This is a genomic window from Chitinophaga nivalis (assembly GCF_025989125.1).
Lineage (GTDB): Bacteria > Bacteroidota > Bacteroidia > Chitinophagales > Chitinophagaceae > Chitinophaga > Chitinophaga nivalis.
Genome location: NZ_JAPDNR010000001.1, coordinates 1,099,099 through 1,113,316, shown reverse-complemented (window position 1 = coordinate 1,113,316; position 14,218 = coordinate 1,099,099). Strand labels below are relative to the sequence as shown.

General features: G+C 46.2%; 14 protein-coding genes. 5 read left to right on the top strand and 9 right to left on the bottom strand.

All coding sequences use genetic code 11. From position 1 onward, the window contains the following. Positions 1-65 precede the first annotated feature (65 nt). Positions 66-803 carry a DNA repair protein RecO gene (gene recO, locus OL444_RS04615; RefSeq protein ID WP_264734405.1) on the top strand — a complete coding sequence of 246 codons (738 nt, stop codon included), beginning with the start codon at positions 66-68 and terminating at the stop codon, positions 801-803. Here the strand turns inward: recO and OL444_RS04610 are convergent. The 4 genes from OL444_RS04610 to rsfS all read right to left on the bottom strand — a co-directional run bounded on the left by OL444_RS04610 (position 780) and on the right by rsfS (position 4,848). After that, positions 780-1,586, bottom strand: coding sequence for a UDP-2,3-diacylglucosamine diphosphatase (locus tag OL444_RS04610; RefSeq protein ID WP_264734406.1), 807 nt, complete (start codon positions 1,584-1,586; stop codon positions 780-782). The two genes, recO and OL444_RS04610, sit on opposite strands and share 24 nt — an antisense overlap. A 107-nt stretch (positions 1,587-1,693) precedes the next feature. Beyond that, a complete protein-coding gene (locus OL444_RS04605) occupies positions 1,694-2,329 on the bottom strand; it encodes a LutC/YkgG family protein (RefSeq protein WP_264734407.1) in 636 nt (211 codons plus the stop codon). A gap of 8 nt (positions 2,330-2,337) precedes the next feature. Next, entirely contained in the window at positions 2,338-4,365 is a 2,028-nt protein-coding gene (ftsH, locus tag OL444_RS04600; protein ID WP_264734408.1) for an ATP-dependent zinc metalloprotease FtsH, read from the bottom strand. Positions 4,366-4,440: 75 nt separating this feature from the next. Continuing rightward, positions 4,441-4,848, bottom strand: coding sequence for a ribosome silencing factor (gene rsfS / locus OL444_RS04595; protein ID WP_264734409.1), 408 nt, complete (start codon positions 4,846-4,848; stop codon positions 4,441-4,443). Between the two features lie 114 nt (positions 4,849-4,962). Here rsfS and OL444_RS04590 point away from each other — a divergent pair, with 114 nt between their 5' ends. Next, complete coding sequence (locus OL444_RS04590; protein ID WP_264734410.1) at positions 4,963-5,751, top strand: biotin--[acetyl-CoA-carboxylase] ligase; 789 nt, start codon at positions 4,963-4,965, stop codon at positions 5,749-5,751. On the opposite strand, the gene OL444_RS04585 is transcribed toward OL444_RS04590, so the two are convergent. Next, positions 5,752-7,293, bottom strand: a complete 1,542-nt coding sequence (locus tag OL444_RS04585; protein WP_264734411.1) for an ArnT family glycosyltransferase — start codon at positions 7,291-7,293, stop codon at positions 5,752-5,754. It abuts the gene before it with no gap. A 369-nt stretch (positions 7,294-7,662) separates the two neighbouring features. Between OL444_RS04585 and OL444_RS04580 the strand changes: the two genes are divergently transcribed. After that, entirely contained in the window at positions 7,663-8,598 is a 936-nt protein-coding gene (locus OL444_RS04580) for an AraC family transcriptional regulator (RefSeq protein ID WP_264734412.1), read from the top strand. Positions 8,599-8,687: 89 nt separating this feature from the next. Continuing rightward, a complete protein-coding gene (locus OL444_RS04575; protein WP_264734413.1) occupies positions 8,688-9,680 on the top strand; it encodes an aldo/keto reductase in 993 nt (330 codons plus the stop codon). Between the two features lie 66 nt (positions 9,681-9,746). On the opposite strand, the gene OL444_RS04570 is transcribed toward OL444_RS04575, so the two are convergent. The 4 genes from OL444_RS04570 to OL444_RS04555 all read right to left on the bottom strand — a co-directional run bounded on the left by OL444_RS04570 (position 9,747) and on the right by OL444_RS04555 (position 12,384). Beyond that, positions 9,747-10,085: a translation initiation factor gene (locus tag OL444_RS04570; RefSeq protein ID WP_264734414.1), complete on the bottom strand. Its 339-nt coding sequence runs from the start codon at positions 10,083-10,085 to the stop codon at positions 9,747-9,749. 18 nt (positions 10,086-10,103) lie between these two features. After that, positions 10,104-10,985 carry a diacylglycerol/lipid kinase family protein gene (locus OL444_RS04565; protein ID WP_264734415.1) on the bottom strand — a complete coding sequence of 294 codons (882 nt, stop codon included), beginning with the start codon at positions 10,983-10,985 and terminating at the stop codon, positions 10,104-10,106. A gap of 10 nt (positions 10,986-10,995) precedes the next feature. Further along, positions 10,996-11,847, bottom strand: a complete 852-nt coding sequence (nadC, locus tag OL444_RS04560) for a carboxylating nicotinate-nucleotide diphosphorylase (protein ID WP_264734416.1) — start codon at positions 11,845-11,847, stop codon at positions 10,996-10,998. A 123-nt stretch (positions 11,848-11,970) separates the two neighbouring features. Further along, positions 11,971-12,384 (bottom strand): DUF4783 domain-containing protein, encoded by a 414-nt coding sequence (locus OL444_RS04555; RefSeq protein ID WP_264734417.1) that lies wholly within the window; start codon positions 12,382-12,384, stop codon positions 11,971-11,973. Positions 12,385-12,687: 303 nt separating this feature from the next. Between OL444_RS04555 and gpmI the strand changes: the two genes are divergently transcribed. Further along, a complete protein-coding gene (gene gpmI / locus OL444_RS04550; RefSeq protein WP_264734418.1) occupies positions 12,688-14,211 on the top strand; it encodes a 2,3-bisphosphoglycerate-independent phosphoglycerate mutase in 1,524 nt (507 codons plus the stop codon). Positions 14,212-14,218 lie beyond the last annotated feature (7 nt).

The window sequence follows — 14,218 nt, the reverse complement described above, 5'->3', positions numbered from 1 at the left end:
TGGCTAAATTGCGGTCGTTCACCAATACAAAAAGCTAACAGCCTAAAACGCTGACAGCAAAAAAAATGTTACATAAAACGCGCGGCATCGTATTACGCACTGTAAAGTATGGAGACACCAGTCTGATTGTGAGTGTATTCACGGAGCTATTCGGACTGCAATCCTATATCGTTAATGGCGTACGCTCTTCCAAACCGAAGGCAGCCAAGGGTAACCTGCTGCAGCCAGGCAATATCCTGGAAATGGTGGTGTATCACAACGAAATAAAAAACCTGCAGCGGATCTCGGAATTTAAGCTGGGATTCATTTACAATGCCCTTCACTTCAATGTGGTGAAAAATACGGTGGCGTTATATATGATCGAGTTGCTGCAGAAATGCCTGAAACAACCCGAGCAACACCTGGAGCTATATTACTTTGCAGAACATACCCTCCAGCTGCTGGATATTTCCACCATGCCGGTAGCAGCCAATCTGCCCCTGTATTTCACGCTGAAACTGGGAGAGCACCTGGGCTTCCGTCTCAATGGCCGTTTTTCAGAATATACCCCTTACCTCGATTTGCAGGAAGGTACCTTCACAGATCTGCCGCCACACCACGTAGACCACCTGGATCCCATTAACAGTGAACTCACCGATCAGTTGTTTCAGTGCAGCGAAGTACAGCACCTGGCCAACGTAAATATGAACAAGGAGAGAAGAAGAAAATTAATGTATGCTTATCTCGATTTCTTCCGGCTGCATTTACCGGATTTTACAGAAATGCATTCTCCGCCTATCCTACACGAAATCCTTGACGCCTGACCGGGCAGCCTTTGCGCCGGCTTCTGTAAAGAACTTCAGGGCAGTATCCTGTCCGTCAAAAACAGCATAGGAAAAATAATTGATCCAGTCACCCAGGTTAATATACCGGCTGCTGTCATTCAGGCGGATATCGAGTGGCAGATGACGATGCCCGAATATGAAGTAATCAAAGTGTTCTTTTTGCAGCACTTCCTTGCTGTAAATGGCCAGCCATTCATTTTCCTCTCCGAGAAAATGCTCCAGTTCCTGTCCGGTAGCGGAGCGGCTTTTGCGGCTGAAATAATTAGCCAGCGAGATACCCCAGGCCGGATGCATGGCAGAGAATAACCAACGGCAAACCGGGTTCCGGAATACCTTTTTCAGCAATTTATAGCCGTGATCACCGGGGCCCAGGCCATCGCCATGACCGATATAAAATTTCTTTCCGGCAATGTTATAGGTCTGCGGCTCATAGTACACAGGGATGTTCAGCTCTTCTTCAAAATAACCATTCATCCACATATCATGGTTGCCGATAAATACAGAGATCCCGATTCCCTTGTCTGACAAAGCTGCCAGCTTACCGAGCGTACGGGTATACCCTTTGGGGATGACGTGTTTATATTCAAACCAGAAGTCAAAAATATCGCCTACCAGAAAAATGTGCGCGGCATCTTTTTCGGCCATTTCAAGCCATTGCAGGATCAGCTTTTCCCGCTCTCTGCTGGCAGCTGCAGTAGGAACGCCCAAGTGAAAGTCGGAGGCAAAATATATTTTCTTATCGGCTGGTAAGTGAATGTCCATGCTTAAAATTATTAAGCTTTCAGCAAATAGCCATCAAACATGCAGTAAACAAAGCAGGATGCTCAGATCACAATATGTTGATGGCTAATGACTGAAAGCTTTTTATACTATTCGTCTACTAAAAATACGTATACTTCTTTAGGGCCATGAATACCTACGACCAGTGTTTTTTCGATATCAGCCGTGCGACTGGGTCCGGTGGCAAAAGAGATCGCAGAGGGCAGGTGTTGGCCATACTTATCTTTCAGCTTATTGAACGCATCTTTCAGGTCAAATACCAGCTGGTGCGTATAGGCGATCATGATATGTACCGGTGTATATACCGGTAATGCCCTGCCGCTGGGTTGCGCTGCACTCAGTACCACAGTACCTGTGCGGGCTACCAGGTATTCACAGTCAGTAATAGCGGCATCGGCTTCATGCATGTTGCCCTGGTTGAGCGCAGGCAGTTCTTCCCGATGCAGCATTTTCAGCAAAGCCGGTGTCTGACAATAGATATTGTGCCAGTCCTTGTTTTCACAAAGCAACCGCAGATTATCCATCAGTTCCGCTTTGCTGGTACAGAAAACAAATTTCCCCTGTAATCTGGTAAATTCTTCTGCAAACTTTAGTTCCAGTCCTTCATTTTCTGTTTTGAACACAGAAGAGTTGCCCTCCGAGTTAGGGAAGGGCAACTGTACTGACTGACTTAACGCATTCCGTACTCTCTTCAGAATATTTTCCTTAGCAGGAGAAATCTTCATATCAATATTTATGCATTAGCGGGTGATGGAGAAGGATTGATAATATCTGACGGATGAACGCCATCTGTTGTCATACCTTCTTTGTTTAATTGATGCTCTCTGTGTACATCGTAAGGGCGTTTACCAATCAGCCTTTCCAGGTCTGCCTGGTATAACACTTCTTTAGCCAGCAGCTCTTTTGCTAAAACCTTCACCTGATCCATTTTATCGGTCAGCAGTTTTTTGGTTCTCACATAAGCTACTTCAATCAGTTTCCTTACTTCTTCATCAATCATTTTGGATGTTTCCTCAGAATAAGGTTTGGTAAATGCCTGTTCATTGTTAGGATCATAGAAAGACACATTTCCTACCTTTTCATTCATACCATATACGGTTACCATCGCATAGGCCATACGGGTAATTACCTGCAGGTCATTTTGCGCACCGGTAGAGATTTTTCCAAATACCAGTTCTTCTACTGCACGGCCGCCCAGCGTCATGCAGATATCATCCAGCAACTGTTCGGTGTTATACAGGTATTGCTCTTTAGGCAGATACTGTGCATATCCCAGTGCAGCCACACCACGCGGTACGATGGTTACTTTCACCAGCGGATTCGCGTGTTCCAGATGCCAGCCGCAAATAGCGTGTCCGGCTTCATGGTAAGCAATTACTTCTTTTTCTTCCGGAGAGATGATTTTGTTTTTCTTTTCCAATCCACCGATTACACGGTCAATGGCGTCGTTGAAATCATCCATTTCTACCTGTGCCTTTCCTTTACGGGCAGCAATCAGCGCTGCTTCGTTACATACGTTGGCAATATCCGCACCAGCGAAACCTGGTGTCATGGAAGCCAGCTTCTTCACATCCAGGATAGGGGATGTTTTGATTGGTTTCAGGTGTACTTCGAAGATTGTTTCTCTTCCTGCCAGATCCGGCTTATCAATAGAGATCTGACGGTCGAAACGTCCGGGACGCAGCAATGCACTGTCCAATACATCCGGGCGGTTGGTAGCAGCCAGGATAATGATACCGCTGTCTGTTCCGAAACCATCCATTTCTACCAGCAACTGGTTGAGGGTGTTTTCCCGCTCATCGTTGCTCATCATCACGTTTTTACCTCTTGCACGACCAATAGCATCAATTTCATCGATGAAGATGATACATGGTGCTTTTTCACGGGCCTGTTTAAACAGGTCACGTACACGGCTTGCACCTACCCCTACGAACAGTTCCACAAAGTCGGAACCAGACATAGAGAAGAAAGGTACCTGTGCTTCACCAGCCATTGCTTTGGCCAGCAAGGTTTTACCGGTACCCGGAGGGCCTACCAGTAACGCACCTTTCGGTATTTTACCACCCAGTGCGGTGTATTTCTTCGGATTTTTCAGGAAATCCACGATTTCCATTACTTCCACTTTTGCTTCATCCAATCCGGCCACGTCGTTAAAGGTGATGTTTACACGGGTACCTTTATCGAACAGGGTTGCCTTGGATTTACCGATATTGAAGATGCCGCCCGGGCCTCCGCTGCCACCGGCAGGTCCACCCATTTTACGCATCAGCAGTATCCATAAACCAATGATGAGAATGATCGGTAACAGTAACTGGAAGATAGGTTCAAACCAGCTTTGACGTTCGTCGTAGGAGATTTTTACCTGGTTTTCCACAGGAATACCTTCCTGGGCTTTATCGATATCCTTTTTAAAACTTTCTTCGCTACCTATGGTAAACCGGTAATGCGGCCCCAGGTTTTCTCCGCCGAACTTACTCTTCGAAACTTCGTTGAATTTGGGTTCTTTGAGATTATCTTTCTTTATGTAGACTTCTACATATTTCTTGTTTACTACAACCAGCTTATCTACATCTCCAGGTTTGAGGTATTTTACCTGAAACTCCTGGAAGCTGATTTCTTTGGTAGGGGATCTTAAATCAAAAAAGTTCATTGCGAGCAGGGCCACACCAATAAAGGCATATACCCAGTATATATTGAACTTCGGTCCTTTCCTAGGCGATCTTTCCGAACCCTTGTTGAAGTTATTGCCTCCTTTTTCCATAGTCTTACGCTCCTTTACGGATGTTTATTGCAATCAAAATAAAATGTATAATTTATCTCTAAAAACAACTTTTGTTTAGTTATCGTCATTATGCTCCATTCTTTCGGCATCGCTCCACATTTCCTCCAGATTATAGAATTTTCTTGTTTCCGGCTGGAAAATATGCAACACTACATTTACATAATCAACCAGTACCCACTGCTGGGATGAAAATCCTTCGTGTTTGTAGGGTTCCTCTTCCGTATGCTTCTCTACTTCCTCTGTTACATAATCAGCAATCGCTTTCACCTGCGTACCGGAATTAGCTTCACATAATATAAAGAAATCGGCCACGGCTTCAGGAATCTGGCGTAGATCCAGGGATACGATATTTTCCCCCTTCTTCTCCTGTATGGCCTTTATGATGGTGGTAAAAATTTCACTTTCTCTGGTCAGGCGTAATTGCGCCTTTTTCCTCGTGCTCAGAACGGTTAAGGGTGCCAATAAATCACGTTTTTGTTAAAAATAATCTTTAATTGTCAAAGTTACTAAACAAGCCGTAATATAATGCGCTAAAAAACACGCCCCGGGCCGTCCAAATGTTAATAAAATAATAAAATGAATTACTTTTCGGGCCGGAAATTCAGACTAAAAAAGATTCATGTGATAGGACACCCGTTTTATATATTAGACGAAATAGACAGCACCAATAACTATGCCATGGAGCAGGTAAATTCAGGCCAGGTGACATCCGGTACAGCCTGGTTTACCAGCAACCAAACCGCAGGAAAAGGAACCCGCGGAAAACAATGGACGGCACAACCCGGAGACATCATTGCGCTCACGGTAGCCCTGCAACCGGCGATGTTGCCGCTTTCAAGACAATTTTTACTCAGTGCATCCATTGCCCTCGGCGCCTGGGATTTTCTGCATGCCTATGCCGGTGATGAGGCGATAATTAAATGGCCAAATGACATTTACTGGCGTGACAGAAAGGCAGCGGGCATCCTGATTGAAAATGTTTTAAGAGGAAACAGCTGGCAATATGCCATAATCGGCATTGGCGTGAATACCAATCAGGCCCGGTTTCCGGATCATCTGCCGAATGCCGTATCGCTCCGGCAAATCACCGGTAAATCCTGGGACCCCGTCACCCTTGCCAAAGAACTATGTGCTGCCTTCGAAAAAAGAATACAACAGCTGCAGCCGGCGCATTACGAAAGCATCCTGGAAGAATACAAATCCAAGCTTTTCCGCTGGCAGCAACCCGCACTATACCGGAAAGACGGCGAAATATTTCACGGCACCATCCGGGACGTATTACCAGACGGTCACCTCTGCCTGGAAAGAGATGGCTCTATCCTGCAACTGGGCTTTGGTGAAGTAGAGTTTATCATTCCCCGTTGATCACCGGTCAATGCCCCGGTAGCTTTGCTGCTTTTTGTATATACCTTCCCGTAATACAGCCGGCAACCGGGGCGATAATCCGGATAACAGATATACAGCGGTACTGTCTTCCTCTTCCCGAGACAAGGTCGCATGCAGCATGCCTGTTTGCTGCACCTGGCCAAACAACGGCATTAACCGCTTTTCGGGAGCCTTACCTACTTTGATAATATACCGGATGGTGTCCATTGCCGGTATCCAATACACATAATCTGCACCAAAGGATACCGCTGCCGGCATTTTACCCTGGTTGTAATAATTCAATGCACCTGCCTGCCCATAGTTATCGCAGATGATCAGCGTTGTCGCTTTGTCCGCCGGAGGCACCTGCTGCCATGCCGTTAACGTCAGCGCTGCCAGTTGCCGCCAGCCCAGCATATCTGCAAAGTCCTGGGGCAATGCATGTTCTTTTCCATCTTCCCAATACAGCAAACCCAATGCATGCATTTTTTCCTGCCGGGTAATCAGTACCTCCGGCGCCTGCACCGGAAAGATGATGGGTACTGCCGCTGCAAAAGGCAGTATAATCACCCCTAACCACAGCGGCCGTACATACCGCCACAGGCGGGGCCGGAACAGCTGCTCCCAGTATACACTGCCAAATACCAGTAACAGCGGGAATAATCCTGCGGCATAATAGCTCTTGGCTTTCAAGGCCGCAAAAAGGAGTATCGCAAAAAGGTAGGTCCACCCCAACAAGCGATAGGGGCGAAAAGGCGGAAAAAATAACCAGCCTGCCAATGCCGCCAGGAACAGAAAAACACCCCCGATAAAAAACAGTAACTGATCGGCCATAAAAGACATCCGGCTTACATGCACCAGCTGTGTTTCACGCAGCTCCTGCATATGATGTATCACCGGCCATCCCATACGTACCTGCCATATCAGGTTGGGTAGTATAATCAGTAAGGTTATGATGCCGGCATAATAAAGCGCGGGCCGCCGGAATGTTTGGGGGCGGGACACCAGCAAAGCAGCCAGCCAGGCTACTGTCAGGAACCCGATATTGTATTTGTTCAGGATACCGATGCCTGTTGCTATTCCCAGCCACCATAGCCACTTGCTGTGAGCCGTATGCAGGTATTGTAATAAACACCAGCACACGGTTGTCCAGGCCAGCACGTCGAAAGAGTTGGGTTGATACAGCAGGTTTATCCGCGCCATACCGGAACAGATAAAAGCGGTAGCCGCCAATACCTGTGCATACCAGCCGCCCCGTAATAAGGCTACCATCTGCCAGATCAAGACCAGGGTTAAAGCGCCGTATAAAGCCGGGAAAAAATGTACCCAGGCAGTACCGTTACCCAGCCAGTGAATGAGGAGTGAATTAAAAGCAGTCAATGGCGGCACCGACAAATACCCTGCAGCCAGATGGTGAGCCATATCCAGATGCAGGTACTCGTCCCGGTGCAGGTCGTATCCTGGATGTATAACGCCATATTGAAAAACGATTTTTATGACCACAAATGACAACAACAACAGCAGGGATACACGGCGATTCATTGGTTGTATGTATAGATTAAATGTGATGATCTGTTTACAAAATCATACTCAAAAAAAAGAGATACCTGCATCATTTGCAGGTATCTCCGTAATTATATTATTCAAGATATCTTGTTCGTGGCATCATGTGGCAGAACGCCCTGCATATGCAATCATCAAAGGATTGATGATAACAAGATTTTGGTTGATAAAGGCGTTAACAAATTGTGAAATTTTTAGAACTTAAGCAAAAAATTATTTGCAACGAAGATGCATTTAAAAAATCATCTGAATGATACCAAGGGTTTCAGGTTAGTCAATGCAGTGAAAACTTAACATACATGCGATCAAACAGCACAGTCGTTAATACAGAATTGTTTAAATTTGGTTATGCCTACTCCCAAAAACGCTTCCATCCGCCTGAAGACCATGGAAGATTTCAGTAATGATCTGCTGCTGTATAACCCAACTGCTCCGATACCCAAAGCGCCGGTTCGCGGAAGCTTCTCCGTACATGAACGGTCTGAGTATCCTTGTCAGGATGAAGTGATAGCCAGCAGACGGGACTATTATAAAATAAGTTTGCTTTCCAAAGGGAGCGGGACCTTCACGATAGGAGAACAGCGGTTTGAAATAGATGGCCCGACCCTGCTTTTCATCAATCCTTTTGAATTAAAAACATGGCGGCAAAGCTCAGCTGAACAGGAAGGCTACTATTGCCTGTTTACTGAGCAGCTTTTTGAATCCCGGCATAACCAGGAAGACCTGTTGCAATACCCGTTATTTCAGCTGGGCGCACAGGCGGTATTTAAACTTTCTCCTGCCACCACGGAATACCTGCAATCTATCTTCCGGCAACTGATGCGGGAGTATCACGAAAATGCTGCTTTTAAACAGGAAGCTATTCTTATTTATCTGAAACTACTGATGCTGGAAGGCAAAAGAATTGCCGCACAAAACCAAACACCCGTGCGGGTTTTAACCGCCGCACAGTTGCTGGCACAAAAGTTTACAGATAAACTGGAGAAACAGTTTCCCATTGAATATACCCATCAGCAGTTGCCACTCAAAACCGCCAAGGAGTTCGCACAGGTACTGAATACGCATCCCAATCACCTGAATGCCTGCGTGAAATCAGTAACCGGACGCACTGTGAGTGAACATATCCGGCAGCGGATGTTGCTGGAAGCCCGTTTATTACTCATTCATACCGACTGGCACATTGCCGAAATCGCCTGGTGTCTGGGGTTTGAAGATCCCGGTAACTTTACCCACTTCTTCAAAAATCACAGTGGCCAATCACCACATCTGTATCGTACCCGGTAATACTTTGATTTTAACAAGTAATACTTTGCCTGCTACAACCCACATCCTTGTACCGCTACTTAATTTTGTAACGTTAAAACACGATCAATATGCAGTACAGAAAACTGGGAAAAACAGGTGAATCAATCTCCGCTATCGGACTGGGTTGCATGGGCATGTCATTTGCCTATGGCAGCAGCCAGGATTTCAACGAGCAGGAGTCGCTCGCTACCCTGGAACTGGCGCTCGATCTGGGCATCAACTTCTGGGATACAGCAGATATGTATGGGCAGGGTGCCAACGAAACCCTCCTTTCAAAAATACTGGCTACCAAACGGGATAAAGTTTTCCTGGCCACCAAATTCGGATTTAAATTCAGGGAAGATGGTTCCACCTATTTTGATGGTTCCCCCAAATACCTGAAACAGGCCTGTGAAGCAAGTTTAAAAAGATTAAAGGTAGATGTGATTGATCTCTATTACTCACATCGTATAGACGATACCGTTCCGGTGGAAGACACTGTAGGCGCTATGGCTGAACTGGTGAAAGAAGGAAAAGTACGTTATCTCGGGCTGTCGGAAGCCAGTGTAGCTTCCATCAGAAAAGCACAGGCAGTACATCCTATTGCTGCGTTACAAAATGAATACTCTTTATTTACCCGCGATGTGGAAAGTAGCGTACTGGCTACCACCCGTGAGCTGGGTATTACCCTGGTAGCTTACAGCCCGCTGGGAAGAGGCCTCACTACCGGCGCTATTACCAATACCAGCAACTTAAGCGACGCCGATTTCCGTAAAGGGTTGCCCCGTTTCCAGGCAGGCAATTTTGAACAGAATCTGCAAACCGTAACCGCACTGGAAGCTTTTGCCAAAACCAAAGGGATTACTGTGGCGCAACTGTCGCTCGCCTGGCTACTGGCGCAGGGAGAGGATATTGTACCTATTCCGGGCACCAAACGCCGTAAATACCTGCAGGAAAATGCAGCGGCAGCAGCTATTCAGTTTTCTGCTGCAGATGTGGCAGCGATTGATCAGATTTTACAGGAGAATACCGTGGCAGGGTTACGCTACTCAGAAGGGGCCTTAAAACTGGTAAACCGTTAATGGTTATAGTCTGTTTTTCTTCCCCTGTTTTACAGCCCGAAAGCTGCCAGACAGGGGAAGAAAAAATTATTTTGTTTTCTTGTAGCCCCAATCCTGGAGCCATTTGATTACTTTCTCGCGATAATCGCCCTGGATCAGTATCTGGCCTTCTTTTGCACTACCACCTGCACCACATTTGGTTTTCAGTTCCTTGCCCAATTTCTCCAATGCTTCTACGGTACCGGAAAAACCCGTCACGAGGGTCACTACTTTACCGGCACGTTGTTTCTTATCCAACGTCACTTTCAGCGGCTGATCAGCCGGCGCCAACGTTTCTTCCGGGGCGGTATATTCCGGCTCAAAAGAGAAGTTAGGATCCGTGGAATAAACAATACCACTACCTGATGTATTTTTCTTTTTTGACATCTCTCTAAAATTTAAAGGTTAATCATTGACCACTACCTGAATCGCAGCCTGCTGTATGCGGAGGCGTACCAGTCCCGGTTCAGAAAGCGGTACCGCATCACCGTCTACCTGCAGGTATTGCAGTTCGCTGCTGCGGATGGTAATCTCCTTGCCGGTATAATGCTGCATAAAACGGGTTTTATCAATATTACCCAGCAAAGAATACATGCTAACAGGCAATAGTTCTAAAAAGCTTACCGGCGGCATAATACAAATATCCAATAGTCCGTCGAATACATTGGCACCGGGCGCCAGTTTAAATTCATATCCAAACTGATTACCGTTGGCAATGGTCAGCAGAAAAGCAGGCACCTGCAGTTGTTGTCCATCAATATCGATAGAGTAGGAGGCAGGCTGATAGTCTTTAAAGCTTTTGAGCACCAGCTTTGCATAACCAGAGAGCCCCCGTTTTTTTGTATGCCGGAATTGTTCTGCAATCAAGGCATCAAATCCCACACCGGCATTACTGAGAAACAGGTGTTCATTGGCATAGCCAACATCTATCGCGCGTTGTTTGCCGGCTGCAATCAGGCGCAGGGCTTTATGTACATCCAGCGGAATTTTAAGTGCCCGTGCCAGACCATTACCACTGCCTAAAGGCAAAATGGCCATCGCCGTTTGGCTTCCTACCAATCCCTGTGCTATTTCATTGATAGAACCATCACCGCCTACCGCCACTACGGTATGTACGCCATTCTTTACGGCTTCTCTCGACAAGTCCGCACCATGCCCGAGGTAAGCCAGGTGTGTAATGCTCACTTCAAACTGGTCGGCCGGCAAATGTTGCCGGATAGCATCTCCCAGTTTTTTCTCACGGTCTGTGCCAGCCTTGCGGTTAATGATAAATAAAATCTTCTTCAAAAAAACTGTTTTAAAGTATGACAGCCTTCAGGCTCAAATCAAGACTCACGGCATGGTGAATCATCGCTCCCACAGAAATATAATCCACGCCTGTTTTAGCATACTCCTCCAGGTTGGTAATGGTAATACCGCCGGATGCTTCTGTTTCAAAACGGCCGTTTATCAGTTGCATCGCAGCTGTAATATCAGCCGGGGTGAAATTATCCAGCATGATACGATCTATTTGTCCTACTGCCAGTACCTCTTTTACATCTTCCAGGTTACGCGTTTCCACTTCAATTTTCAGTGGCAGGTTACGTTCTTTCAGATAAGCCACCGTATTAGTTACAGCAGCGGTAATACCACCAGAGAAATCGATATGATTATCTTTCAGCATAACCATATCGTACAGTCCCATACGATGATTCACGCCACCGCCTATACGAACTGCCTCTTTTTCCAGCAACCGGAAGTTGGGCGTGGTTTTACGGGTATCCAGCACCCGGGTATGATATCCTTTGAGTTTTTCCACATAGCTGTGGGTAAGGGTAGCAATACCACTCATCCGCTGCATACAGTTCAGTACCAGTCTTTCGCCCATCAGGAGGGTATGTACGGCTGCTTCTACTTCAAAAGCCGTTTCACCGGCTACCATCGCGTCACCATCCTGCTTCAGCGGCTTAAATACGGTGTACATATCCAGCCATTTAAAAATAGCGGCCGCTACTTGCATACCTGCCAGGATACCGTCTTCTTTTATTTTGAGTACGGCACGTCCCCGGGCTGTAGGTGGTATACAGGCCATAGTGGAATGATCACCGGTTCCTATGTCTTCTGCCAATGCGCTTCTGATAAATGCTTGTAACGCTGCTTCTTCTAACATAATTCATGTGTTTTCAGATTTCATGGAGATCATGAAACCCACCTATTTGACAACAAAAATAAAAAGTGCCCCGCAATTAATTGCGGGGCACCGGGTTTTTCAACTAATTTATGTTGAGCACTTTTATTTATTTTCAAATCTCAGTTCATTCAATACCATAGATCCTCCCTTCTTCTGTAAGAAGAAAGAAAGCCTGTAAGTACCGCCGGACGTGGCCAATGTTCCAATCCCGAACCGGGAACCTTCTCCTCCCTGGTGTACCAGTTCAAATGTTTTCACCTGGTTTTTGGAGAAGAAATCCTTTAAAATAACTTCTGCCTGTGCCTTGCTGTAGGAGTTCGCCTTTCCTGCTATGTTAATTTCTACGTTATTATCCAAAAAACGGGATAAGCTACTCGCATCGCCCTGTTTAATCGCACTCACTACATCTTCAAAAGGGCCAGCAACTGTATTACCAAATGAGCTTGCCGACAGCGTAAATGCCGTAAAAATTCCTCCCAACAATAACACCCCCAGCACCATCAATAGCTTTTTCATTGTCAGTTTTTTTATTAAAAGTGTGATTTTTTCAAACTCAAATTAAATGCTAAAACTATGCCAAACACACTGTAAGTCAATAAAATCACATCATAGTAGTAGCAATGAACGCCTAAATTATAACATAGAGTTAATATGTGTTTTCATTAAAATAAGTAAGGATGAAATCTGTTATAAAAACTATAACGCGGTTACCTCCGCTTTATATTTTACGAATACTTTTATTTTTGTAAAATATTTAAACCCATTATAAGTACTTTCACCCCCTGAGTGAAATAATATTAAACCTTAACCAGACAGGATATGGAAAAGAAAAGAGCCATTCTCGTAATTATGGACGGATGGGGCGAGGGTAAAGTTCCTACGGCCGACGCTATTGCACATGCTAAAACACCTTTTGTAAGCAGCTTATATAAGCAATACCCGCATAGCAACCTGGTTACCTGCGGAGAAGCGGTAGGCTTGCCGGAAGGACAAATGGGCAACTCAGAGGTAGGTCACCTGAATATTGGCGCCGGAAGAATAGTATACCAGGAACTGCAAAGAATCAACGTGGCCGCCCGGGATGGTGAACTGGCCAGCAACCAGGTACTCCTGGATACCCTGGCACATGCTAAAAACAATAACAAAGCACTGCACCTGATCGGACTTGTAAGCGACGGTGGTGTGCACTCCCATATAACACACCTGAAAAAATTAACGGAAATCGCCCATCAGCACGGACTGGAGAAAGTATTCATCCATGCCTTCACCGATGGCCGCGATACCGATCCTAAAAGTGGCCTCGGCTACCTGGAAGACCTCTCTGCCCACCTGGCGCAAACAACCGGTAAAATAGCTTCCGTAACCGGCCGCTATTATGCCATGGACCGCGATAAACGCTGGGAACGCGTGAAACTGGCCTACGACGCGCTGGTAAATGCTACCGGTACACCTACTCAGGACCTGTTTACCGCCATTAAAGCTTCCTATGCAGAAGGCGTAACCGACGAGTTTATTAAACCGATTATCGTAACAGATGACGCCCAGACGCCATTGGCCCGGATCGAAGCAGATGACGCCGTACTGTGCTTCAACTTCCGTACAGACCGTTGCCGCGAAATCACCCAGGTACTCACGCAGGAAGCTTTCCCTGATTTTGGTATGCAGCCACTGCACCTGTACTACACCACCATGACCGAATACGACCGCACTTATAAAAATGTGCACGTGGTATTTGAGAACGACAACCTGAACATGACATTGGGTGAAGTACTGGCAAAAGATGGTTACTCCCAGATCCGTATAGCTGAAACCGAGAAATACCCACACGTATCCTTCTTCTTCTCCGGTGGCCGGGAAAAAGAATTTGAAGGAGAACGCCGGCTGATGGTACCTTCTCCGAAAGTAGCTACCTACGACCTGCAACCCGAAATGAGCGCCAATGAAGTAACCGATACGATTGTACCGGAGATAGAAAATAAAACCGCTGATTTCATCTGCCTCAATTTTGCCAATGCAGACATGGTAGGACACACAGGTGTATTTGAAGCAGCCATCAAAGCAGTAGAAACAGTAGACCATTGCGTGGAAAGAGTTGTAACCGCGGCCCTGGCCAGTGATTACACCGTTTTCCTGACGGCCGATCATGGCAATGCCGATTTCATGATCAATGCAGATGGTACTCCCAATACGGCACATACCCTGAACCTCGTACCACTGTTTATCATCAATAAAGATTTCCGCGGTACGGTAAAGGATGGGAAACTGGGCGACATTGCCCCCACCATTCTCCATTTCATGGGATTATCCGTTCCACCTGAAATGACCGGTAACCTCCTGGTATAATCTCCAA

Excerpts from the sequence above, each read along its gene's own strand:
- OL444_RS04580 (WP_264734412.1), top strand. The coding sequence starts at position 7,663 with ATGCCTACTCCCAAAAACGCTTCCATCCGCCTGAAGACCATGGAAGAT.
- OL444_RS04590 (WP_264734410.1), top strand. The coding sequence starts at position 4,963 with ATGAATTACTTTTCGGGCCGGAAATTCAGACTAAAAAAGATTCATGTG.
- OL444_RS04605 (WP_264734407.1), bottom strand. The coding sequence starts at position 2,329 with ATGAAGATTTCTCCTGCTAAGGAAAATATTCTGAAGAGAGTACGGAAT.
- OL444_RS04585 (WP_264734411.1), bottom strand. The coding sequence starts at position 7,293 with ATGAATCGCCGTGTATCCCTGCTGTTGTTGTTGTCATTTGTGGTCATA.
- OL444_RS04555 (WP_264734417.1), bottom strand. The coding sequence starts at position 12,384 with ATGAAAAAGCTATTGATGGTGCTGGGGGTGTTATTGTTGGGAGGAATT.
- recO (WP_264734405.1), top strand. The coding sequence starts at position 66 with ATGTTACATAAAACGCGCGGCATCGTATTACGCACTGTAAAGTATGGA.
- gpmI (WP_264734418.1), top strand. The coding sequence starts at position 12,688 with ATGGAAAAGAAAAGAGCCATTCTCGTAATTATGGACGGATGGGGCGAG.
- OL444_RS04610 (WP_264734406.1), bottom strand. The coding sequence starts at position 1,586 with ATGGACATTCACTTACCAGCCGATAAGAAAATATATTTTGCCTCCGAC.
- OL444_RS04575 (WP_264734413.1), top strand. The coding sequence starts at position 8,688 with ATGCAGTACAGAAAACTGGGAAAAACAGGTGAATCAATCTCCGCTATC.
- OL444_RS04570 (WP_264734414.1), bottom strand. The coding sequence starts at position 10,085 with ATGTCAAAAAAGAAAAATACATCAGGTAGTGGTATTGTTTATTCCACG.
- nadC (WP_264734416.1), bottom strand. The coding sequence starts at position 11,847 with ATGTTAGAAGAAGCAGCGTTACAAGCATTTATCAGAAGCGCATTGGCA.
- ftsH (WP_264734408.1), bottom strand. The coding sequence starts at position 4,365 with ATGGAAAAAGGAGGCAATAACTTCAACAAGGGTTCGGAAAGATCGCCT.